The following is a 19423-nucleotide window of genomic DNA, read 5'->3' as shown; positions in this document are numbered from 1 at the left end:
TCAGGCCGTCTCGAGATCCTGTTTCAGCTTGGCCAGCATCGCCACCGCGCGCTTGGCGTGGGGGCCGATCCAGCGTTCGTGAATGGCGTGGATGGGGAGGGGGTTGAGGTGGTTCCAACGCTCCCTCCCGCGTCGCTCGACAATGATGAGGTCGGCGCTTTCCAGGACCTTCAGGTGCTGCATCACGGTGCAGCGGTCGAGGTCGGAAAATTGGGCGCAAAGCGTTCCGGTGGTCAGCGGCTGATCGCGAAGCGCATCGAGAATGGCGCGGCGATGCTGTGAGGCCAGGGCGCGGAACACCTTGTCCTGCTGCTGATTGACGACAGTGCGAGCGACATAGGGCGGCGAATTTGACATGTTATAGATTTATAACATATCGAGTCCGCATTCAAGGAGCCGAGTCGATGGACCTGAAATTCAAGGTGATGATCCATGTCGGGCGCCCGGTCGAAGAGGTGTTCGAGGCGGTCGCGGACCCGAAGCAGCTGTCGAACTATTTCACCACCGGCGGTGCCAGCGGCCGGCTGGAGCCGGGCAAGACAGTGACCTGGGACTTCCACGACTTCCCCGGCGCCTTCCCGGTCGAGGTCGATGAGGTGGTGCCGAATGAGAAGATCGTGCTGCGCTGGGACGCGGCCGAGGGCGACCAGCTGTGCGAGGGGGCGCACGACGTCACGCCGGCCGGCTACAAGACCACCGTCACCATGTCATTCAAGCCGACCGACGACGGCCGCACCCTGGTCGAGATCGAAGAAAAGGGCTGGCGCGAAACCGAGGGCGGCCTCCAGGCCAGCTACGGCAATTGCATGGGCTGGTCACACATGCTGGCGGCACTGAAAATGTGGGTCGAACACCGCATCAATCTGCGCGAAGGCGCTTATAAATAGCCCTCGTTCGTCATCCCCGCGAAGGCGGGGACCCAGTATTTGTTTCGCTAGGTTCCCGCCTTCGCGGGAATGACGAATTCGGCTTTACGCCACCTGGCGCTCAACGGGCGCGAACGGGCTTAGGCCCAGCCAGCGTTCCATCGTTTCGATGAGGTCGCGGTCGCCGGTGAGCATCAGGCGGTCGCTGGCGCGGGCCTCGCGGACGCTTTCGATGCCCATCCAGATGGCCGTCATCGTCCGGAGCGGGCTCGTGACGTAGAGGTCGACGTCATGGCCCGGATCGACCGAGCAGAGGTCGACTGGCTGGCCCGGCTCCACGATCAGCCACCAGCCGCGATCGCGCTTCGGCGCGTCGGGAAACTGGAACTGGATGACGAGGCGGCGCGGCGGAGGCGGGTCGAACTTGAGGCCGCGGCGCATGTCCCACATCAGCAATTGCGCATCGAGCTGATCGAGCGACAGCTTGCTGGGGATCCAGCGCTGGCCCCATTTGCCGAAGGATTCGACCAGGGGCTGAAGCTCGCGGCCGGCCTCGGTCAGCCCATATTCGTGGATCGTCGGCTCGCCCCGGACAGGAGTGCGGGCGACGACGCCGGCTTCTTCCAGTTCCTTCAGGCGCTGGGACAGAAGGGCGGGCGACATTCGCGGCAGGCCTCGACGGAGGTCGTTGAAGCGGGTCGAGCCGGCGAGAAGTTCGCGGAGCAGGACGACGGTCCAGCGCGAACAGAGGACTTCCGCCGCCATCGCCACCGGGCAGAACTGGTTGTAGCTGCGTTCCATTGCGGGCTCCCGATACCCTCTTACAGCCGCGCAATATAGCTCACCACTTCAGTTTCTGTACCGGGTCGGTTCAGTTGCTGAACTAGCTGGCTGCCGACCGGTCACGGTATTTCGCTTCCATCACCTGAAGATTGCTGAGAATGGAGAAGCGAATGTTGGCGCTGGTTGAGAAGCCGATGACGACCGATTGGACGAATAAGGCCGAGGAAATTGCAGCAGCGATCGCCGGGCATGCCGCGAAGCATGACTCGGACGACAGCTTTGTCGCCGAAGGCTTTGCAGCCCTTGAGGAAGCCGGATTCTTTTCCGCGCTGGTGCCGGAAGAGCTGGGCGGCGGCGGCGCGAGCGTCGGCGAGATTTGCGATGTCATCCGCATTGTCGGCCGGTCCTGCGGGTCGACCGCGCTGGCAGCGGCGATGCACAGCCATATCGTCGCGGTCGCGGCGTGGCGCTGGAAGAACCAGGGCGCACCGACCGACGGCCTGCTGAAGCGCATCGCGGCCGAGAAGCTGAAGCTGGTTTCGAGCGGCGGTTCCGACTGGCTCAAGAGCGCCGGCACGATGGAGAAGGTCGAGGGCGGCTACAAGCTGACCGCGCGCAAGGCCTTCGCCAGCGGATCGCCGACCGGAAGCCTGCTGATGACCAGCGCTGTTTATGACGATCCGACGGACGGGCCGACCGTGCTTCACTTCGCCGCGCCGTTGAAGGGCGAGGGCGTTTCCATCCAGCCGACCTGGCAGACGATGGGCATGCGCGGGACGGGTTCGGACGATGTCGTGTTCGACGGCATGTTCATCCCCGACGCCGCGATTTCGGGCAAGCGGCCGCAGGGCCAGTGGCACATGCTGTTCCACATCATCAGCATGATCGCCTTCGCGCTCATCTACTCCGCCTATCGCGGGATTGCCGAGGGCGCGCGGACCCGGGCGCTGGAGATCGCGAAGAAGCGGCCGCAGGACCCGATGCTGGCCCAGCTGGTCGGCGAGATGGAGAATGCCCTGCTGTCCGCGACCCTGGCGCACAAGCGGATGATCGAGATCGCCGAAACCGGCACGCCGGGTCCGGAGACGACCAGCGAGGCGATGCAGTGCCGTACGCTGACCGGCCAGGCGGCGATCGATACCGTCGCCAAGGCGATGGAAGTCGCCGGCGGTGCGGCCTTCTATCGCAAGACTGGGCTGGAGCGATCCTTCCGCGATGTGCAGGCTGGGCGCTTTCATCCGCTACAGGAAAAGCCGCAGCTCGACTTGGCGGGACGGGTAGCGCTGGGTTGGGATATTGATGGTTAATTGAGCGCTTCGCGCTTACCCACCCCCGGCCCCTCCCTTGCAGGGAGGGGAGGCATGGAAGCTGACATTCTCCCCTCCCTGCAAGGGAGGGGATTAAGGGGTGGGTAGCGAGCTTCGCGAGCCCTGCTACGCCAGAGCCATGAAACGCGTTCCCGAACAATTGACCACCTTTGCGCGAGACTTGCGCACCAACTCGACCAAGGCAGAGCGATTGCTTTGGCTGCGCCTACGTCAGTATCGGCCGCGATTTACGAGACAGCTGGTCGTTGGCCCATACATTGTCGACTTGGCATGCCGGCAAGTGAAGCTGGCAGTTGAACTGGATGGTGGCCAGCACGCGAATGTCACTGATTATGACGATCGGCGGACGACATTTCTCGAAGGCCAAGGCTGGCTGGTGATGCGGCTATGGAACAATCAGGTCGAAGAAAATCCTGACGGCGCTGCGGAATTCGTTCTGGCTCAGTGCGAGGAGCGCCTTGGCGGCGCAACCCACCCCCGGCCCCTCCCTTCCAGGGAGGGGAGGCAGAGGAGGCCTCGTTTTCGCTAACTCTCCCCTCCCTAGCAGGGAGGGGTAGGGGTGGGTTGAACGGTGGAGCAGCTTAAGCCTGGTGAATAGCCTTCACGACCTGATAGCTCTCCAGCCCTTCCTTGCCTCCTTCAGAACCAAACCCGCTGTCCTTGACCCCGCCGAACGGTGCATCCGCGACGGAGATGGCGAAGGTGTTGATGCCGACCATTCCACTTTCGATCAGGTCGCCGATCATGTTGGCGCGGCGGCCGTTTTCGGTGAAGGCGAAGGCGGCGAGGCCGAAGGGGAGGCGGTTGGCCTGTTCCATCACTTCTTCGAAGGTTGAGAAGGCGCGGGTCACCGCGACCGGTCCGAACGGCTCCTCGTTCATGATGTCCGCTTCGTTTGGAACGTCGGCGAGCAGGGTCGGCTGGAAGAAGAAGCCGCCGTCTCCCTTCGATCCGCCGGCGAGGACGCGGGCGCCTTTGGATACGGCGTCTTCGATCAATGCACCGACCGCTTCTGGACGACGCTCGTTGGCGAGCGGGCCCATCCGGGTGTCGGCATCAAGGCCGTTGCCGATCTTCACCTTCTGCGTGCGCTCGGCAAAGCCCTTGAGGAAGGCGTCGTAGATCGATTCCTGGACGTAGAAGCGGGTCGGCGAGACACAGACCTGGCCGGCGTTCCGGAACTTCTGCGGGACGACCATGTCCAAGGTCTTTTCAAGGTCGCAGTCGTCGAAGATCAGGACCGGCGCGTGGCCGCCAAGCTCCATCGTGATGCGCGTCATGCTGTCGGCGGCAAGGCGCATCAGATGCTTTCCGACCGGGGTCGAGCCGGTGAAGCTGACCTTGCGGATTTCCTTCGATGCGATGAGCGTCGAGCTGATCATCCGGGCATCGCCGTGGACCAGCTGGGCCACGCCCTTGGGAATGCCGGCGTCGACGATGCAGCGGAACATCTCGGTCGCGCAGCCCGGCGTTTCGTGCGGCGGGCGCGAGATGACGGTGCAGCCGGCGGCGAGCGCCGCGGCGACCTTCTTGGCCAGCAGATAGATGGGGAAATTCCACGGACTGAACGTCGCGACCGGGCCGACCGGCTGGCGGATAACGCGCGACAACTGGCCGGCGGGGCGGACCAAAGTGCGGCCATAGTCGCGCTTGATCTCTTCGGCGTACCAATCGAACAGCTGCGCCGAGCCCATGACCTCTGCCTTGGCCTCGGCGAGGATCTTGCCCTGCTCCTGAGTCAGGATCGCGGCGATATGGTCTGCGCGCTCCCGAAGCAGGGAAGCTACCTTGTGCAGGATGGCGCCACGCTTCTCGACATCGGTCGATCGCCACTCCGGCCAAGCGCGATCGGCGGCGGCCAGGGCCTCCTCCAGATCATGCGCGGTCGCGTAGGGCACTTCGGCCATTGCGCTGGCGGTGACGGGATTGACGACCGGATGCGCGTCGCGGCCTTCGCCGCTCCGCCATGCGCCGTCGATGAACATTTGCAGGTCGGTATCGTAGCTCATGGCGAGCGAGATAGGCTTCCAACGGCTTGTCGCCAACCCGTTCTTCTACCATCCTCCTTGTCCCGGACTTGTCCGGGATGGGGAGGGGGACCGCAGAAGGCGGTGGAGGGGCCAATCGATGCGGGCAACTCGAAATGCAATGCAGAGTGCTCGCCGTCTGCGGCGAGCCATGACTCCACCCGAGGCCAAGCTTTGGCTGCGCTTGCGGGGGTCACCGCAGGGAATTCGATTCAGAAGGCAGCATCCTATCGGACCATTTGTAGCCGACTTTTACTGCCCTGTTGCCAAGCTAGTCATTGAGATCGACGGTCAGGTACATGACTTTGAAGAACGAGCCCTTCTGGACGAAGAGCGGAGCGAACATCTGGAACGGCTTGGCCTTCGAGTGACTCGTATTGCGGCAGCCGATGTGTTTGCCGATGCGACGTCAGTAGCCGACAGCCTGATCCGAATGTGCGCTGATTTGATTGGCCCCTCCACCACTCAGCTTCGCTGAGCGGTCCCCCTCCCCACCGCTTCGCGGCAGGGAGGATGAATGCCAAGCTTGTCGCCAACCCGTCACATGGCTAGGCGAGACGGAAAGGGACAAGGAGACATGCCATGACGAAGTCGGAGTTGCTCGCGAAGATGCAGGATGCGGGGGCGTGGCTCCCGGGCAAGACCGTGAAGATCGACTTCGGCGGCGACGATGGCGTGATCCACATGGACGGCGCCAACAATCTGGTCACCGACAATGACGCGGCTGCGGACACGACGATCAAGGTCAGCTGGGACGATTTCCAGTCGCTGGCATCCGGGGCGCTGGACGGCATGACCGCCTTCATGACCGGTAAGCTCAAGGTCGAAGGCGACATGGGCAACGCCATGCAGCTGCAGGGCATTTTCTCCAAGCTTCGGGGATAATCCCATTGGAGGGAGAGCGTGATCTGGCGCGGCTGCTCGCCGCGCTCGATCCGCGACTTCATTCCGAGCGGTACAGCTTTTCGACTTCCGCCGACGCGAGGCTTGGAGACGGCGACTTTGCAATTGTCCGCGAAGCGGAGGGACTGACGGCAATCCGTCCCGATCCGTCGGGCGAATGGGCTCGCATCAGCCTAAGCGTCCATTCGAGTCTGGAAGCTGTTGGCCTCACCGCCGCACTTGCGACGCGCCTCGCTGATCGGGGTATAAGCGCGAACGTCGTAGCGGCCTTGCATCACGATCACATCTTCGTGCCTTGGGACCGCCGCGAAGAGGCGATGGAAGCGCTTCGCTCTTAGCCGCTTGACCCTTGCATGCGCGGACGGCAGAGCCGCGGCCAAGGAGATTCGGATGCAGAAAATCTATTCCGACGCCGCCCTAGCGCTCGACGGCCTGCTGTTCGACGGAATGACGATTGCCGCCGGCGGGTTCGGACTTTGCGGCATCCCGGAGCGGCTGATCGACGCGATCCAGGCGTCCGGGGTGAAGGACCTCACGATCGCATCCAACAATGCCGGGATCGACAATGAGGGGCTCGGCAAGCTGCTTCGGACGCGGCAGGTCAAGAAGATGATCTCTTCCTATGTCGGCGAGAACAAGGAGTTCGAGCGGCAGTATCTGGCCGGCGAGCTGGAGGTGGAATTCTGTCCGCAGGGAACGCTGGCCGAGCGGATGCGCGCGGGCGGCGCCGGCATCCCCGGATTCTACACCAAGACCGGTGTCGGAACGCAGGTCGCCGAGGGCAAGGAAGTCAAGAATTTCGACGGCGAGGATTATATTCTCGAACGCGGCATTCGCGCCGACCTCAGCATCATCAAGGGCTGGAAGGCGGACGAGAGCGGCAACCTCATCTTCCGCAAGACCGCACGCAACTTCAACCAGCCGGCGGCGACGTCGGGCAAGATCTGCGTCGCGGAAGTTGAAGAGATCGTTCCGGTCGGGAGCTTAGATCCCGATAGCATCCATGTACCCAGCATCTATGTGAAACGGCTGGTTCTAGGTGCGCCGTATGACAAAAAGATCGAATTCATGACGGTGCGGGAGCGGGAGCACGCATAGTGAATAGATCGGTCGTTCTTAAAGTAGCAGGACTGTTGGCTATCGGCCTTCCAGTGCCTTCCTGCGCGGGGCCGCCAGCCGTAGCAAACGGCGAGGCCACCGACGATGGAGTGGCCGCAATCTCATTACCCGAAGAGCAGCTGCGGTACATGCTGGGTAGGACAGTGATGGGAACCCAGTCGGGCCCAATAGCGATCTTTGCGCTGGGTCTAGACCGCGGTTGCGACATTTTTGATGAGGCCGCCGATCGAGCTGTTGCGCGCAACCTCCCAAAGTGGCGGGCAAATCTTATTCGGGCTTACCGCCAGAATGTGCCAGCCGCAGAATTGGCGGAGGCGGTTGAAAAATCACCGCGAGCCGCTCGCGACGACCTCAGCCCCTATTTGTCCGCGATTGGCTCGGAGATGAAGCAGGCTAGCGATCCGATCCTGATGAGGGCGACTGCAGAGGTTCTCGCAGAAATGGCGGGCGAGGCGGGAAGTGTGGATAGAACCAGCATCGACGAGGCCGAACGCCGCAAGGATCTTCAGCGCATGAAGGCAGAAGGAGAAGTCTGCGGCGTGGGACGTAAGGGAGGAACAGCTTAATGCCTTGGGACCGCAACCAGATGGCGGCGCGGGCCGCGAAGGAGCTGAAGGATGGCTATTACGTCAACCTCGGCATCGGCATTCCGACCCTGGTCGCGAATAACATCCCGGAAGGCATGACCGTCACCTTGCAGAGCGAGAACGGGATGCTTGGTATCGGGCCGTTTCCCTATCCGGACGAGGTCGATGCCGACCTGATCAATGCCGGCAAGCAGACGATCAGCGAGCTTCCGAGCTCAAGCTATTTCAGCTCGTCGGACAGCTTCGCGATGATCCGCGGCGGGCATATCGACCTCACCGTCCTCGGCGCGATGGAGATCAGCGAGGGTGGCGACATCGCCAACTGGATGATCCCGGGCAAGATGATCAAGGGCATGGGCGGGGCGATGGACCTTGTCGCCGGGGTCAAGCGTATCATCGTCGTGATGGAACATACCTCCAAGAACGGCGACCCGAAGTTCATCCCGGCCTGCACCTTGCCGCTGACCGGCAAGAATGTGGTCGACATGATCATCACCGACCTCGCCGTATTCCAGCGGCCGGACCATGGTTCGCCGTTCCGGCTGATCGAGACAGCGCCGGGCGTCACCGCCGAAGAGGTGCGGGCAAAGACCACGGCGAATTACGTCGAATGATTAACCCCTCTCCCCATGGGGGAGAGGCTGGGTAAGGGGGAACGAGGTTGGAGATTTGATGAGACGGTCGAGCCCCCTCATCCCAACCTTCTCCCCCACGGGGAGAAGGAGCTTGGCTGCTGCCCTTCTCCTGTTTCTATCCGCTTGTTCCAACACGCCTACCATCATTGACGGCACCAACGCCGAAACCTTCGCCAAGACGACGGAGAAGGCGCGGCGCGACCTGCCGATCAAGGAGCGGCTGACGTTCGACGCCGCCATCCACAATCCGGGCGGCCGGCGGTACGGCAATAATGACATCGATGGATTGGCCCGCGAAGCCTACCACGGCATGACCGCTCATGATGTGGTCGCCGACGCCAAGGCGCGCGGGATCGAATAGGAGAAGTCATGAAGGCGCTGCTTTCCCGCGAACCTGGACCGCCCGAGACGCTCACGCTTGAGGAAATCGCCGATCCGGTCGCCGGGCCGGGCGAACTGCTGATCAGGGTTCACGCATGCGCGATCAACTATCCCGACGTGCTGATCATCGAGGATAAATATCAGTTCCGGCCGGCGAGGCCGTTCGCTCCGGGCGGCGAGGTGTCGGGAGTCGTCGAGGCGGTCGGCGATGGCGTCAGCGGGTGGAGCGTCGGCGACCGGCTGATCGCCTATCATGGGCATGGCGGGCTGGCCGAGAAGGTCGCGGTACCGGCGGCGCATGCCTTTCCGCTGCCGGATGCGCATAGTTTCGCGGAAGGCTCCACGCTGCTGATAACCTACGCGACCGTGATCCACGCATTGTGGGATCGCGGACGATTGAAGTCCGGCGAGACATTGCTGGTGTTGGGCGCTGCCGGCGGGATCGGGCTTGCCGCGATCGAGCTTGGGAAGGCGAGAGGAGCGCGAGTCATTGCAGCTGTCTCCAGCGAGGATAAGGCGGAGGCCGCCAGGGCGGCGGGTGCCGACCTGGCCATCGTCTATCCGCTGGGGCCGTTCGACAAGGACGGCCAGAAGGCGCTGGCCGAGCAGTTCAAGGCAGCCGTCGGGCCGGGCGGGGCGGACGTCATCCTCGATCCGGTCGGCGGCGATTATGCCGAGCCGGCGCTGAGGAGCATTTCCTGGGAAGGGCGGTACCTGGTCGTGGGGTTCCCGGCAGGAATACCGAAGCTTCCGCTTAACCTGACGCTACTGAAGAGCTGCGATGTTTGCGGCGTGTTCTGGGGCGCGTTCGCGGCGCGGGATCCCAAGGGCAATGCCGCCCATGTCGCGGAGTTGTTCCGGCTGTGGAGCGAGGGCAAGATCAGCCCGAGGATCAGCGAGACCTATCCGCTCGAACGGGCCGGCGAAGCGATCGCGGCGATGGCCGCGCGGAAGGCGATCGGCAAGCTGGTGGTGACGCTCGACTAGGCGGGCGATGGGGCCGGGTCGCCTGGTTCCCCGCGAAGTTTTCGGAAGGGCTCGCGCCGCTCATAGGCGAGGCTCTTCCACAGCCACTCCATCGGGCCGTTCTCATAATATTTGAGCCACAGGTTGGCGGCGACGAGTTCGGCGGCGATGACGATCAGCGCGACCGCCAGCAATTCAGCCTGACCCCAGGCGCCGAACAGGTCGAAGCCCCATGGCGCGAAGACGATCCACATCATCAGGAACGACGTGAAGAGATAGACGGTCAGCGGCATCCGCCCCGCCGCCTCAAAGGGCCTGAGCATCCGATAGCCAAGCGCCGAACGGACGATCAGGTGGATGAGCGCCAGGTGGCCGAGGGTCGTCGCCAAGCGGGCCAGGTCGAACACAATTCCTTGCCAGTGCTGGCCCGGCTGGAACCTCAACGTGTCTACCCAGAAGCTGCCTCGGACGGCGAGGCCGATGCCGTAGCCGGCGATCAGCAGTGCCCAATAGATGCTTTGCCGCGCCCGTCCCTGGATGATGCCCCATTGGAACAGGGCCATGCCGATCAACATGGAGGCGACAATTTCCGCTTCGATGACCCAGAAGAAGCCCATGAGGAAGGTCCAGCCCTCCAACTGAGCATTCCAATAGGCTGCCAAGGTGGAATGATGCGCCTTGTCGGCCTTGGCGATTTTCTCCTTCGCCTTGGCATTGTCGGCCGGCAGCTGCGTCTTGCGCTCGATCTTCTCGCGATGCTCCTTGAGGGTCGTCTTGTCTTCTTCGCTGATCTTCTTTCCGGCTGCTTCGGCGGCCACGATCTGCTCGACCTTTTGCAGCCGGTTGGTTTCCTCGCGGTAGCCGCTGGCGTTGTACAAGGTCAGGGTAGCGAGGAAGATCGCGGCCAGGCCGATCTGCGCCTTGGGGCCCAGCTTGCGGAACGGGAACAGGAAGACGGCGGCCAAGCCGTAAACGAGCAGGATATCGCCGTACCACAGCAGGACGAAGGCGTTGGCCAGGCCGAACAGGCACAACCAAATGTTGCGGCGAAAGTGGAGGTCGGCGACCTCTACGGGGCCATCGGATGTCATCGCGCGCCGCGCCATGATCATGATGCCGGCGCCGAACAGCAGTTCGAGCAAGCCGCGCTGGGTGCCTTCGAGGAAGGTATGGATGAAGAGCGTCGCCCAGTAATCTGCCGGGGTCCAGGTCGGATAGCGCGGATCGAACAGGATAAAGCCGTAGCCGCCCATCCAAGGAATGTTCATGATCAGAATAAACAGGATGGCGATGCCGCGAACGATATCGAGCGATGCGATGCGGTCGGCGCCGCGCACTCGATCCACGAGCAAGTCGGACTTTGCGTTCATCGGAGCCCCCTCACAATGAAGGGGTCAAATTGCGCTCATTCCGGCCCAGCAACAAGTAACCTTTCGATAATGGTAATCTAGTTTTCGAGGCAGTAGCGGCCGCAGATTTCGTCGACGACAAGCCTTACCCAATCGTCTCCGACAGGCTTCGCGGCGATCAGGCGCCGAAAGTAGATCGGACCGGCGGCCATCGAGAAAATGGCTTCGCGATCGACATTGTCGCGCAGTTCTCCGCGCGCGATTGCGCCATCGAACATTGGACCAAGCCGCTCCATCCGGCTCGCCCAGAAGCGCTCCCCCTGGCCCGGCGCAACCCCGGTCTGCAATGCAGCGGCGACCGTGATGAGGGCAGGGCCGAGCGGGCCGTTCAGCGCCCTGGCGAGGTTTCGCAAGGTTGCCGTCAGATCGCCGCGAAAGGTGCCGGTGTCGTGGGGCGCGGTTTCGCGCTCGGCAAAATCGATGATCGCGTCGATGATCGTCGGCCAGCGATCGGGATTGCGCCGATAGAGCGTCGATCGCTCAACGCCCGCGCGGCTTGCGATATTCTGGAAGGTGCAGGCGTCAATGCCGCCTTCGACCAGTAGCTCCAGAATGGCTTCATGGATCCTTCGCGTCACTTCGGCGGTTCTGCCACCGGGACGTTTTTGAGGGGTGGGTCGCTCCATGACATCGGTGTCCGACATATGTTGACTCCACGACATAACGCCACTAATGCAACAAATAGTTGCTTTAACTATCAAGCCCAAAATGACTGAATTTGCAAGCCGTTCCGACGATGGAGCGACTGGAGACCCTTCCGCGCGCGGCCGTCCGCGTGTCCTGATCACCGGCGCTTGCCGGGGGATCGGTCACGCCTGCGCCAAGGCCTTCGCCGCACAAGGCGCGGAATTGATCCTGGCGGACCATGATACGGAGTTGCTGGGCATGCTGGCCAAGGAATTGGACGCGGTCGGCCGCTATTGCGACGTCGCGTCAGAAGGCAGCGTCACCATTTTCGCGGCCGAGATATTGGCGAGCTATCCCGAGCTCGACATGGTGATCAATGCGGCCGGCGGGGGATATGAGCGGACCCTGGGCATGTACCGTGTTTCGCGAGCGCTGATGCCGGGCCTTCGCAACGGCAGGTACGGGAAAATCCTGCTCAGCATTCCGCCGGCATCCGCTGACTCCGGAGACGCGATTTTCCCCTACGCCAGCTCGAACCAGGCGTTTCAGCGGCTATGCTCCGCCCTTGCCGCCGAAGCGCGCGGCTCGTCGATCCGGGTGATGATCGGCTGCTCGCAAGGCAAGCGGCTGGTCGAGGTCGTGCCCGACAGCAACGCCCGCTACTGGTCGGATGCGGGATTTTCTTCGCACCGGGAGGATGACGGCAATCGCGCGCTCGCAGCCGATATCGCCAAGCTGACCGGCTGGACTCGCGGCGATGAAGGCGCGCGGCGAGCAGGCTAGGCCCGTACGATTGTCCGGCACGCGGCTGGACGCAGGTCCCACCAATAACTATCTGGCGGGCCAATGAGGATCCGCCAATGAGCCAGTTCGAAGAGAATGACCGCAGCCTTGAGGCCCAATTGGCCAATGACGAGGAAACGCTATTCCGCATTCTCGCCCGCCGAAACCGGCTGCTCGGCGAGTGGGCGGCCGGCCTGATGGGCCTGTCCGACGTCGAGGGGGAAGCCTATTCCAAGGACCTGGTGCGGGCCGATTTCGAAGGCGGCGGCGGCAAGGACGTCACCTTGAAGCTGCTCGGCGACCTGACGGCTGCCGGGGTCGAGATCGACGAGGACCGAATTCGCGAAGCGACCAGGGAAAAGCTGGTCGAAGCCCGGCGCCAGTTGATCGGATAAGACAATGCCAATGGCCGCCCAGGATATCGAGGACATGATCCGAACCGCCATTCCCGACGCCGAGGTCGAGATCCGCGACCTCGCCGGCGACGGCGATCATTATGCGGCGAAAGTCGTTTCGCCGAGCTTTGCCGGGATGAGCCGGGTTCGCCAGCACCAGCTGGTCTACAAGGCGCTTGGCGGGCGAATGGGGGGCGAACTTCACGCGCTGCAACTTGAAACCGCGGTGCCCAACGGAGAATCCAAATGAGTGAAGCTAAGGAGCGCATCGACGCGCTGGTTCAAGGAAATGACGTTGTCCTGTTCATGAAGGGCAGCGCGCTTTTCCCGCAATGCGGATTTTCCAGCCGTGCCATCGCAATCCTCGACCATCTGGAAGTGCCGTATGAAACGGTCGACGTCCTTCAGGACCAGGAGATCCGCCAGGGCATCAAGGAATATAGCGACTGGCCGACCATCCCGCAGCTCTATGTGAAGGGCGAGTTTGTCGGCGGTTCGGACATCATGATGGAAATGTTCGAGAGCGGAGAGCTTCAGCAGCTTCTGAAAGCCGAGGCCTGAGGAATTTGCGGCTCCCCTGTTGGGCAGGGGCCCAACGAGGAGAGCCGCCCCCGAAACGCGAAAACAGGCCTTAAAACTAAAAGGGGACGGCGAACGCGGGACCAGAAAACCGCTGTTGCCGTCCCCTTTGTGTTGGCGTGGAACCAAGTGGACGCCATACATAGTGCAACCGCCGTGCCAATTAGGAAAAACGGCAGAAAACAGCTGATAATCTGTCTCGTCTCGCTGGCGACTCAAGCCATTCCGTAAAGAATCCCGACGTTTTTTAAGAAAATGACAGGGCGGGCGAAATTCTGTGTTTACAGCTGTAGTCAGTTCGCTTACAGTTGTAATCGAAAGGACGCTCCGATGGACGTACGGATCAGCGATGCGGAACTCGAAGTGATGGAAGCGCTTTGGGCGGCGGGCCAACCGCTGACCGCTGCCGAAGTCGCCGACCGGATCGATGGGACACGCGAGTGGACGCTGGCAACCGTCAAGACGATGCTGTCGCGGCTCGCAACCAAGGGCGCCTTGAAGCATCGCGAGGATGGCCGCCGCTTCCTTTATTCACCGGCGATTAAGCGCGAAGATTATGTAGGACATGAATCCAGGCGGTTCGTCGAACGGCTGTTTGGCGGCCGTCTATCGCCGCTGGTAGCGCGGCTGGCCGAAGAAGATGCACTGGACGAAGATGACATCGCCGAGATCGAGGCCCTGTTGAGGGAGCTGAAGTCGTGACGGATTGGCTGCTTGGAACATTGCTCGCGACGACCGGACTGATCGTCCTGGTCCTGTTGGTCCGTGAACCCGTCCGCCGCCATTTCGGCGCCCGCGTGGCCTATGGCCTGTGGATGATCCCGGCGGCGAGGCTGCTGATGCCAACGATCACCCATACGATCGAGCGGACCGCGCCCACGCCCGTTCTGCCTTCGTACATCGCCCCGCAGGCGTCGATCGAACCGATGCTGCTGGCGACGATGGCGCCGTCCGAGCCGACGCTGGTCGAGCAGCTGGGCGGATGGCCAACGATCCTGCTGACCTTGTGGCTTGGCATTGCAGCCGGCCTGTTCCTGGCCCGGATGCTGACATTTGGTCGCGAGCGGCGGGCTATCCTCAAGGATTCGCGCGAACTTGGCCGCATCGGCTCCATCCGCCTGGTACAGTCGCCGGATCTCACCGGGCCCGTCGCGTTCGGGATTTTCGACCGCGTGATTGCCGTCCCGTCAAATTTCGAGGGTCTCTATGCACCTCATGAGCGCCGCCTGGCGCTCGAGCATGAGCTTGCCCACCATCGTTCCGGCGACCTTGTCGCCAACTTCTTTGCCTTTGTCCTACTCTGCCTCCAGTGGTTCAATCCGCTCGCCTGGGTAGCCCACGCCGCTTTTCGCTTCGATCAGGAAGCAGCGTGCGATGCCCGGGTGCTGGACAAAGCCAAGGCCGACGATCGCGCCGATTACGGTCGTGCGATCGCCAAGGCCGCTTCGGGAAGGGCGCTGCTGTTCGCCAGCGCGCTCGATCGACGCAACACCCTTCACAGGAGGCTTAAGTCCATGCTTACCAACCCCACCGCCGGCCGTCGTTTAAGTGGCCGGTTGATGGTCCTCGCGACGGTCGCCGTCGCCCTTCCGCTGACCGCCACGCGGGCGATCAACTATGTCGACATCGCGCCGCCCGCGGCCCCGGAAAGCCCAATGGCTCCGGCTAGCCCGGCTAGCCCGGCAAGCCCTGCAGCCCCGGCGAGCCCGGCGGCGCTGGCAGTCGCGGCTGTCCAGGCCGCCACAGCGGCTGCTCCGGTCGCGGAACCGGCGCCGTCCGCGCCGACGGCAGCGGTGGCTCCCGTTGCACCGGTTGCGCCAGTTGCACCCGTCGCGCCTGTTGCTCCAGTCGCGCCTGTCGCACCGGTCAAGGCGATGTATTTCGACCATGACAGCAAGATTCACATCAACGGTCGCGAGAAGCGCTGGGAAGATTTGACTCCGGCCGAGAAGCAGGAAGTGCGGCGCTCGCTTGCAAAGGCGAAGGCGGATCTGGCCCGCAACCGGATCGACCGCGAAAAGATGCAGCGCGAGATCCGCGAGTCCATCCAGGACATGAGGATCGACCAGCGGGAAATGCAGCGCGACCTCGCCGAAGCGCGGCAGGAGATCAACCGGGCAATGCGCGAAATCGACCGTAACGCGGTGCATATCCGCCGCTCCGGCCAGGACCCGGAACAGATCAAGGCCCAGATCCGCTCATCGATGCGTGATATCGAGAAGATCGATGTCAACAAAATCTATCGCGAGGCGATGGCTTCGGTCGATCACAAGCAGATCGAGAAGAGCATCGCCGAAGCCGAAAAGTCGATCGAGAAGGCTCAGGACGAGATCGAGCGGCTCGAAATCCAGTTCGACGACGAATGAATTAGGCTCGAAGCGGCACGAGGCTAGCCTCGTGAAGCCGGGGCGTCCGATGCTGGGAGGCAGCGTTGGGCGCCTCATTCCATTTCCGGGGGGCCTTGGCAAAATGGGCACATGGCGGCTTAAGGTCGCGGTTGGTCGAGGCCTGATCATTGGTTAAACCGGGGTTCAGCGGCCCTTCGGCCAATGGAAGTCCCGGATAAGGATTGAAAATGAACAGGTTGACGATCGCACTGGCCCTGGCCGCCGGCGCTATGTTCCCGGCGCTGGCGCAGGAAAAGCCGGCAGGGTCCACCATACAGGGAACCGATCCCGAAGCGCTGAAGCTCGTCACCGACTGCAATGCCCGAAAGTTCGAGACGGTCGTCGAACGCGACGAGAATGGTGAGAAGAAGAGCTCCAAGGTCAAGCTGTGCGGCAAGCAGGGGCAGACCGACGCCGAGTGGGCGGCCACGCTGAAGGACGCCGCGGCGAAGATCGAAGCTAATGAGAAGATGCCGCAGACCGCCAAGGACCAGCTGACGTCGGCGCTGAGGGCGGAGATCGCCAAGGTCGAGGCCGGCGCTGTGGCACTGCCGGCTCCCGTTGCTTCCGTTGAGCAGCCGGCTCCTCAGCCAGCTCCGCCTCCAGTGATTGTCGCCGCCAAGACGCCTGCGGTCGCACCGGTCGTGAAGAAGCCGAAGCTGACGATCCGTTGCCTCGCGCCCGGCGAAAAGGGTACGGGCAGTAGCTGCGCCACGCTTGATCGTGCCACGCGCCTTTCGATTATCGCCGATGCGGATCTTGGCGGCGAGGCAAGCCTTCGCTTCCTGCGGCGAGGGGATGAGCGGGCGAAGCTTGCACTCGCACCGATGCGGCAGGGCGAGACCTACCGGTCCAAGTTGCCGCCGGAGCTTTGCGCGGGCGTTGCCAGCACCAAGGTGGAGATCCAGGTGATGGGGTCCGGCCAGGTTGTCGAAACGCTGGGGCCATATTCCCTGCGCTGCTAGGCCGATCCGTTAGTTGCCTTGCACGCTTGGCTCGTGGCAGGAGCCGGGCATGGATGCGCCTTATGCCATATTGGAGCGGCTTGAGCCGGGGATTGCCCGGCTATTGGCGCGCAATCCATCGCCATTCACCTATTTCGGGACGCAGACCTATCTGGTCGGCGACGAAGAGCTGGTGGTTATCGATCCCGGGCCGGATATGCCCGAGCATGTCGAAGCGATCGTCGCCGCATTGGATGGCCGCAGCCTCGCCGCGATCGCTTGCACCCATACGCACCGCGACCATTCGCCGGCCAGCAGGGCGCTAAAGGAAGCTACCGGCGCGCCGATCATCGGTTGCGCACCGCTGGTGCTGGAGAGCATCGGACCGCGCGCCGACGCCAGCTTCGACAAGGAATATGCGCCCGACCTCGTGCTGGCCGACGGGCAGGCGATCGAATTCGACAATGGCAAGCGGTTGCTCGCGGTTGCGACGCCCGGGCATACCAGCAATCACCTTTGCTTTGCGTTCGGCGACGCACTGTTCACCGGCGACCATGTCATGGGCTGGTCGACGACAGTGGTCGTCCCGCCCGACGGCGAGATGGGTGCCTATATGAAGAGCCTCGACCTGCTTCGGCAGCGCGGCGACCGCATCTTCTATCCGGCGCATGGGCCGGCCGTGACCAAGCCGATGCAGCTGGTCCGTGGGATGATCGGCCACCGGCTGCAGAGGGAACGGCAGATATTGCGGCTGGTCGGGGAACGCGCGCGCGATATCCCGGACATTGTCGCCAACGCATATCCCGGGCTGGACCAGCGGCTCGTGCCCGCAGCCGGCGGATCGGTGCTGGCGCATTTGCTGGACCTTCAGAAGCGCGGGATGGTTGAAGCGGGGGAAGGTGAGACATGGAGCAAGGCCAAAGCCGCCTGAACAAGACGCTGGCGACCGCAGCGGTGATCGTCGCGCTGGTGCTTGGTCTGTTCTTCGGAAGCGCGATCGATATCGGCCGAAGGCTGTTCGGCGGGCCCAATCCCGAAACCGTTGCATCGTCGGCGTTGCAATCGATGCGGGCGCAGAACCGGCTGGTACCGTTCGTTGCGCGCTATGTCTCGGTCGTCAGCAGTCGTCAGGAGCGGCTGGGCGGGCTGGTCAGTTCGGAGCGGACGCTGATCCTTCCGGGCGACGTTCGATACGAACTCGATCTCGCCAAACTGGGGCCGGAGGATGTGCAGTGGGATGCGGGCAAGAGCACGCTCAGCGTCACCCTTCCGGAAATTGAGATTGCCGGCCCCGAAGTCGATCTCGGCGCGGCGCGCGAGTATGGCGAGAATGGCGTGCTCAGCGTGATTACCGACGCCGACCGGGCGCTTGACCGCAACAATCGGGCGAGGGCCGTGGCGGACCTCCGCAAGCAGGCTGGTTCGCCGGTTCCGATGCGGCTGGCGCGCGAGGCCGGGCGGCAGGCGGTGGAGCGGAGCTTCGCGCTGCCCTTGCAAGCGGCGGGGTTCGACAATGCCAAGGTGGTGGCGCGTTACCCGACCGAAGGTTCGGCGGTAACGGAGCCACTTGACCGGAGCCGCAGCTATAACGATGTGCTCGACGAGGCGCGGAGCAATTGAGCGCGCCGCTGGCTTGAAGGACGAATGACATGACCGCGCAGACACAGAGCCTCAAGGGGCTCGATCTCCTGGCCGAGATCGCGCGCCTCAAGAAAGAGCGCAACGCGGTTATCCTCGCGCATTACTACCAGAAGCCGGAAATCCAGGATCTTGCCGATTTCGTCGGCGACAGCCTGGACCTGTCGCGCAAGGCGGCGGCGACCAACGCCGAGGTCATCGCCTTCTGCGGCGTGCGCTTCATGGCGGAAACGGCGAAGATCCTGAGCCCCGAGAAGATCGTCATCCTGCCCGACATGGATGCTGGCTGCTCGCTTGAGGACAGCTGCCCGCCGGACCAGTTCAAGGCGTTCCGCGACGCGCACCCGGACCATATCGCGCTGACCTACATCAACTGCTCGGCGGCGGTGAAGGCCCTGTCGGACATCATCGTCACCAGCTCCTCGGCCGACGTGATCCTGAAGCAGATCCCGAATGAGCAGAAGATCATCTTCGGCCCGGACCGGCATCTCGGCGGCTATCTGGCGCGCAAGACGGGGCGCGACATGCTGTTGTGGCCCGGTATCTGCATCGTCCACCAGGCGTTCAGCGAAACGGAGCTTCTGAAGCTCAAGGCCGAACATCCCGGCGCGCCAGTTGCGGCGCATCCGGAATGCCCGCCCCATATCATCGATCATTCGGATCATGTCGGGTCGACGAAGTCGATCCTCGACTTTGCGATCCATTCGCCGAGCAAGACGATCCTGGTCGCGACCGAGCCGCATATCATCCACCAGATGGAGAAGGCGGCGCCGGACAAGACGTTCATCGGCGTCCCCGGCGGCGACGGCAACTGCAACTGCAACATGTGCCCCTACATGGCGCTCAACACGCTAGAGAAGCTGTACGTGGCGCTGCGCGACCTGGAGCCGCGCATCGAGCTTGATGCGGAGACGATGGCCAAGGCGCGAGTACCGCTCGAGCGGATGCTGGAAATGGCCGGCCGCACGGTTGGGCAGGGCGATGTCGGAATGCCCAAGATTTCCGGGGACTAATTGCCCGGGGCCAGCCCAAGCCCGCGCGATCTCGATTTCTTGACTCAGGCATA

The 19423-nt window shown here is 63.0% G+C and carries 26 protein-coding genes; 21 read left to right on the top strand and 5 right to left on the bottom strand.

Going from position 1 to position 19423, the window contains the following annotated elements; genetic code table 11:
* On the bottom strand, positions 1–357 hold the full coding sequence (locus LZ496_RS13235) for an ArsR/SmtB family transcription factor (protein WP_249905200.1): 357 nt from the start codon (positions 355–357) through the stop codon (positions 1–3).
* A gap of 47 nt (positions 358–404) precedes the next feature.
* On the opposite strand from LZ496_RS13235, the gene LZ496_RS13230 reads away from it, so the two are divergent.
* Positions 405–887, top strand: coding sequence for an SRPBCC family protein (locus LZ496_RS13230; protein WP_249905199.1), 483 nt, complete (start codon positions 405–407; stop codon positions 885–887).
* An 84-nt stretch (positions 888–971) separates the two neighbouring features.
* Here LZ496_RS13230 and LZ496_RS13225 read toward each other — a convergent pair whose 3' ends face one another.
* Complete coding sequence (locus LZ496_RS13225; RefSeq protein ID WP_249905198.1) at positions 972–1667, bottom strand: winged helix-turn-helix transcriptional regulator; 696 nt, start codon at positions 1665–1667, stop codon at positions 972–974.
* A gap of 152 nt (positions 1668–1819) precedes the next feature.
* On the opposite strand from LZ496_RS13225, the gene LZ496_RS13220 reads away from it, so the two are divergent.
* Together LZ496_RS13220 and LZ496_RS13215 are read left to right on the top strand one after the other, a co-directional pair.
* The gene (locus tag LZ496_RS13220) at positions 1820–2956 is read left to right on the top strand and encodes an acyl-CoA dehydrogenase family protein (protein ID WP_249905197.1); all 1137 of its coding nucleotides are present in this window, start codon (positions 1820–1822) and stop codon (positions 2954–2956) included.
* A 139-nt stretch (positions 2957–3095) separates the two neighbouring features.
* Positions 3096–3506, top strand: coding sequence for an endonuclease domain-containing protein (locus LZ496_RS13215; protein ID WP_249905196.1), 411 nt, complete (start codon positions 3096–3098; stop codon positions 3504–3506).
* Positions 3507–3558: 52 nt separating this feature from the next.
* Here LZ496_RS13215 and LZ496_RS13210 read toward each other — a convergent pair whose 3' ends face one another.
* Positions 3559–4986, bottom strand: a complete 1428-nt coding sequence (locus LZ496_RS13210) for an NAD-dependent succinate-semialdehyde dehydrogenase (RefSeq protein ID WP_249905195.1) — start codon at positions 4984–4986, stop codon at positions 3559–3561.
* Between the two features lie 169 nt (positions 4987–5155).
* Between LZ496_RS13210 and LZ496_RS13205 the strand changes: the two genes are divergently transcribed.
* The 8 genes from LZ496_RS13205 to LZ496_RS13170 all read left to right on the top strand — a co-directional run bounded on the left by LZ496_RS13205 (position 5156) and on the right by LZ496_RS13170 (position 9616).
* Positions 5156–5482, top strand: coding sequence for an endonuclease domain-containing protein (locus LZ496_RS13205; protein WP_249905194.1), 327 nt, complete (start codon positions 5156–5158; stop codon positions 5480–5482).
* A 104-nt stretch (positions 5483–5586) separates the two neighbouring features.
* The gene (locus tag LZ496_RS13200; RefSeq protein WP_249905193.1) at positions 5587–5889 is read left to right on the top strand and encodes an SCP2 sterol-binding domain-containing protein; all 303 of its coding nucleotides are present in this window, start codon (positions 5587–5589) and stop codon (positions 5887–5889) included.
* A gap of 5 nt (positions 5890–5894) precedes the next feature.
* Positions 5895–6245: an ACT domain-containing protein gene (locus LZ496_RS13195; RefSeq protein WP_249905192.1), complete on the top strand. Its 351-nt coding sequence runs from the start codon at positions 5895–5897 to the stop codon at positions 6243–6245.
* Between the two features lie 52 nt (positions 6246–6297).
* The gene (locus LZ496_RS13190; protein ID WP_249905191.1) at positions 6298–7005 is read left to right on the top strand and encodes a CoA transferase subunit A; all 708 of its coding nucleotides are present in this window, start codon (positions 6298–6300) and stop codon (positions 7003–7005) included.
* Positions 7006–7040: 35 nt separating this feature from the next.
* Positions 7041–7592: a hypothetical protein gene (locus LZ496_RS13185; protein ID WP_249905190.1), complete on the top strand. Its 552-nt coding sequence runs from the start codon at positions 7041–7043 to the stop codon at positions 7590–7592.
* Positions 7592–8227: a 3-oxoacid CoA-transferase subunit B gene (locus LZ496_RS13180; protein ID WP_249905189.1), complete on the top strand. Its 636-nt coding sequence runs from the start codon at positions 7592–7594 to the stop codon at positions 8225–8227. The genes LZ496_RS13185 and LZ496_RS13180 overlap by 1 nt, the downstream gene beginning before the upstream one ends.
* A gap of 112 nt (positions 8228–8339) precedes the next feature.
* Complete coding sequence (locus LZ496_RS13175) at positions 8340–8609, top strand: hypothetical protein (RefSeq protein ID WP_249905188.1); 270 nt, start codon at positions 8340–8342, stop codon at positions 8607–8609.
* 8 nt (positions 8610–8617) lie between these two features.
* A complete protein-coding gene (locus tag LZ496_RS13170; RefSeq protein ID WP_249905187.1) occupies positions 8618–9616 on the top strand; it encodes an NADPH:quinone oxidoreductase family protein in 999 nt (332 codons plus the stop codon).
* On the opposite strand, the gene LZ496_RS13165 is transcribed toward LZ496_RS13170, so the two are convergent.
* A complete protein-coding gene (locus LZ496_RS13165; RefSeq protein ID WP_249905186.1) occupies positions 9613–10965 on the bottom strand; it encodes a DUF418 domain-containing protein in 1353 nt (450 codons plus the stop codon). The genes LZ496_RS13170 and LZ496_RS13165 overlap by 4 nt on opposite strands.
* A 77-nt stretch (positions 10966–11042) precedes the next feature.
* Entirely contained in the window at positions 11043–11582 is a 540-nt protein-coding gene (locus tag LZ496_RS13160) for a TetR/AcrR family transcriptional regulator (protein ID WP_249905185.1), read from the bottom strand.
* Between the two features lie 130 nt (positions 11583–11712).
* On the opposite strand from LZ496_RS13160, the gene LZ496_RS13155 reads away from it, so the two are divergent.
* The 10 genes from LZ496_RS13155 (at position 11713) to nadA (ending at position 19370) form a co-directional block, all read left to right on the top strand.
* Positions 11713–12414 (top strand): SDR family NAD(P)-dependent oxidoreductase, encoded by a 702-nt coding sequence (locus tag LZ496_RS13155; protein WP_249905184.1) that lies wholly within the window; start codon positions 11713–11715, stop codon positions 12412–12414.
* A gap of 77 nt (positions 12415–12491) precedes the next feature.
* Positions 12492–12809: a DUF1476 domain-containing protein gene (locus tag LZ496_RS13150; RefSeq protein ID WP_249905183.1), complete on the top strand. Its 318-nt coding sequence runs from the start codon at positions 12492–12494 to the stop codon at positions 12807–12809.
* A 4-nt stretch (positions 12810–12813) separates the two neighbouring features.
* On the top strand, positions 12814–13059 hold the full coding sequence (locus LZ496_RS13145; protein WP_249905182.1) for a BolA family protein: 246 nt from the start codon (positions 12814–12816) through the stop codon (positions 13057–13059).
* Entirely contained in the window at positions 13056–13370 is a 315-nt protein-coding gene (gene grxD, locus LZ496_RS13140; protein WP_249905181.1) for a Grx4 family monothiol glutaredoxin, read from the top strand. The genes LZ496_RS13145 and grxD overlap by 4 nt, the downstream gene beginning before the upstream one ends.
* 348 nt (positions 13371–13718) lie before the next feature.
* Entirely contained in the window at positions 13719–14090 is a 372-nt protein-coding gene (locus LZ496_RS13135; RefSeq protein WP_249905180.1) for a BlaI/MecI/CopY family transcriptional regulator, read from the top strand.
* On the top strand, positions 14087–15754 hold the full coding sequence (locus LZ496_RS13130; protein ID WP_249905179.1) for a M56 family metallopeptidase: 1668 nt from the start codon (positions 14087–14089) through the stop codon (positions 15752–15754). Before LZ496_RS13135 ends, LZ496_RS13130 begins: the two co-directional genes overlap by 4 nt.
* A 209-nt stretch (positions 15755–15963) precedes the next feature.
* The gene (locus tag LZ496_RS13125) at positions 15964–16740 is read left to right on the top strand and encodes a hypothetical protein (RefSeq protein WP_249905178.1); all 777 of its coding nucleotides are present in this window, start codon (positions 15964–15966) and stop codon (positions 16738–16740) included.
* A 49-nt stretch (positions 16741–16789) separates the two neighbouring features.
* On the top strand, positions 16790–17650 hold the full coding sequence (locus LZ496_RS13120; RefSeq protein WP_249905177.1) for an MBL fold metallo-hydrolase: 861 nt from the start codon (positions 16790–16792) through the stop codon (positions 17648–17650).
* Positions 17626–18339 carry a DUF4230 domain-containing protein gene (locus LZ496_RS13115; RefSeq protein WP_249905176.1) on the top strand — a complete coding sequence of 238 codons (714 nt, stop codon included), beginning with the start codon at positions 17626–17628 and terminating at the stop codon, positions 18337–18339. The genes LZ496_RS13120 and LZ496_RS13115 overlap by 25 nt, the downstream gene beginning before the upstream one ends.
* Positions 18340–18368: 29 nt before the next feature.
* Entirely contained in the window at positions 18369–19370 is a 1002-nt protein-coding gene (gene nadA / locus LZ496_RS13110) for a quinolinate synthase NadA (protein ID WP_249905175.1), read from the top strand.
* Positions 19371–19423: the final 53 nt, after the last annotated feature.

Source organism: Sphingomonas caseinilytica, assembly GCF_023516455.1.
Lineage (GTDB): Bacteria > Pseudomonadota > Alphaproteobacteria > Sphingomonadales > Sphingomonadaceae > Sphingomicrobium > Sphingomicrobium caseinilyticum.
Note: the sequence above shows the minus strand (reverse complement) of the source record. Positions and strands in the feature narration are given on the sequence as shown.

Excerpts from the sequence above, each read along its gene's own strand:
- LZ496_RS13235 (WP_249905200.1), bottom strand. The coding sequence starts at position 357 with ATGTCAAATTCGCCGCCCTATGTCGCTCGCACTGTCGTCAATCAGCAG.
- LZ496_RS13230 (WP_249905199.1), top strand. The coding sequence starts at position 405 with ATGGACCTGAAATTCAAGGTGATGATCCATGTCGGGCGCCCGGTCGAA.
- LZ496_RS13225 (WP_249905198.1), bottom strand. The coding sequence starts at position 1,667 with ATGGAACGCAGCTACAACCAGTTCTGCCCGGTGGCGATGGCGGCGGAA.
- LZ496_RS13220 (WP_249905197.1), top strand. The coding sequence starts at position 1,820 with ATGTTGGCGCTGGTTGAGAAGCCGATGACGACCGATTGGACGAATAAG.
- LZ496_RS13215 (WP_249905196.1), top strand. The coding sequence starts at position 3,096 with ATGAAACGCGTTCCCGAACAATTGACCACCTTTGCGCGAGACTTGCGC.
- LZ496_RS13210 (WP_249905195.1), bottom strand. The coding sequence starts at position 4,986 with ATGAGCTACGATACCGACCTGCAAATGTTCATCGACGGCGCATGGCGG.
- LZ496_RS13205 (WP_249905194.1), top strand. The coding sequence starts at position 5,156 with ATGACTCCACCCGAGGCCAAGCTTTGGCTGCGCTTGCGGGGGTCACCG.
- LZ496_RS13200 (WP_249905193.1), top strand. The coding sequence starts at position 5,587 with ATGACGAAGTCGGAGTTGCTCGCGAAGATGCAGGATGCGGGGGCGTGG.
- LZ496_RS13190 (WP_249905191.1), top strand. The coding sequence starts at position 6,298 with ATGCAGAAAATCTATTCCGACGCCGCCCTAGCGCTCGACGGCCTGCTG.
- LZ496_RS13180 (WP_249905189.1), top strand. The coding sequence starts at position 7,592 with ATGCCTTGGGACCGCAACCAGATGGCGGCGCGGGCCGCGAAGGAGCTG.
- LZ496_RS13170 (WP_249905187.1), top strand. The coding sequence starts at position 8,618 with ATGAAGGCGCTGCTTTCCCGCGAACCTGGACCGCCCGAGACGCTCACG.
- LZ496_RS13165 (WP_249905186.1), bottom strand. The coding sequence starts at position 10,965 with ATGAACGCAAAGTCCGACTTGCTCGTGGATCGAGTGCGCGGCGCCGAC.
- LZ496_RS13155 (WP_249905184.1), top strand. The coding sequence starts at position 11,713 with ATGACTGAATTTGCAAGCCGTTCCGACGATGGAGCGACTGGAGACCCT.
- LZ496_RS13150 (WP_249905183.1), top strand. The coding sequence starts at position 12,492 with ATGAGCCAGTTCGAAGAGAATGACCGCAGCCTTGAGGCCCAATTGGCC.
- LZ496_RS13145 (WP_249905182.1), top strand. The coding sequence starts at position 12,814 with ATGCCAATGGCCGCCCAGGATATCGAGGACATGATCCGAACCGCCATT.
- grxD (WP_249905181.1), top strand. The coding sequence starts at position 13,056 with ATGAGTGAAGCTAAGGAGCGCATCGACGCGCTGGTTCAAGGAAATGAC.
- LZ496_RS13135 (WP_249905180.1), top strand. The coding sequence starts at position 13,719 with ATGGACGTACGGATCAGCGATGCGGAACTCGAAGTGATGGAAGCGCTT.
- LZ496_RS13125 (WP_249905178.1), top strand. The coding sequence starts at position 15,964 with ATGAACAGGTTGACGATCGCACTGGCCCTGGCCGCCGGCGCTATGTTC.
- LZ496_RS13120 (WP_249905177.1), top strand. The coding sequence starts at position 16,790 with ATGGATGCGCCTTATGCCATATTGGAGCGGCTTGAGCCGGGGATTGCC.
- LZ496_RS13115 (WP_249905176.1), top strand. The coding sequence starts at position 17,626 with ATGGAGCAAGGCCAAAGCCGCCTGAACAAGACGCTGGCGACCGCAGCG.
- nadA (WP_249905175.1), top strand. The coding sequence starts at position 18,369 with ATGACCGCGCAGACACAGAGCCTCAAGGGGCTCGATCTCCTGGCCGAG.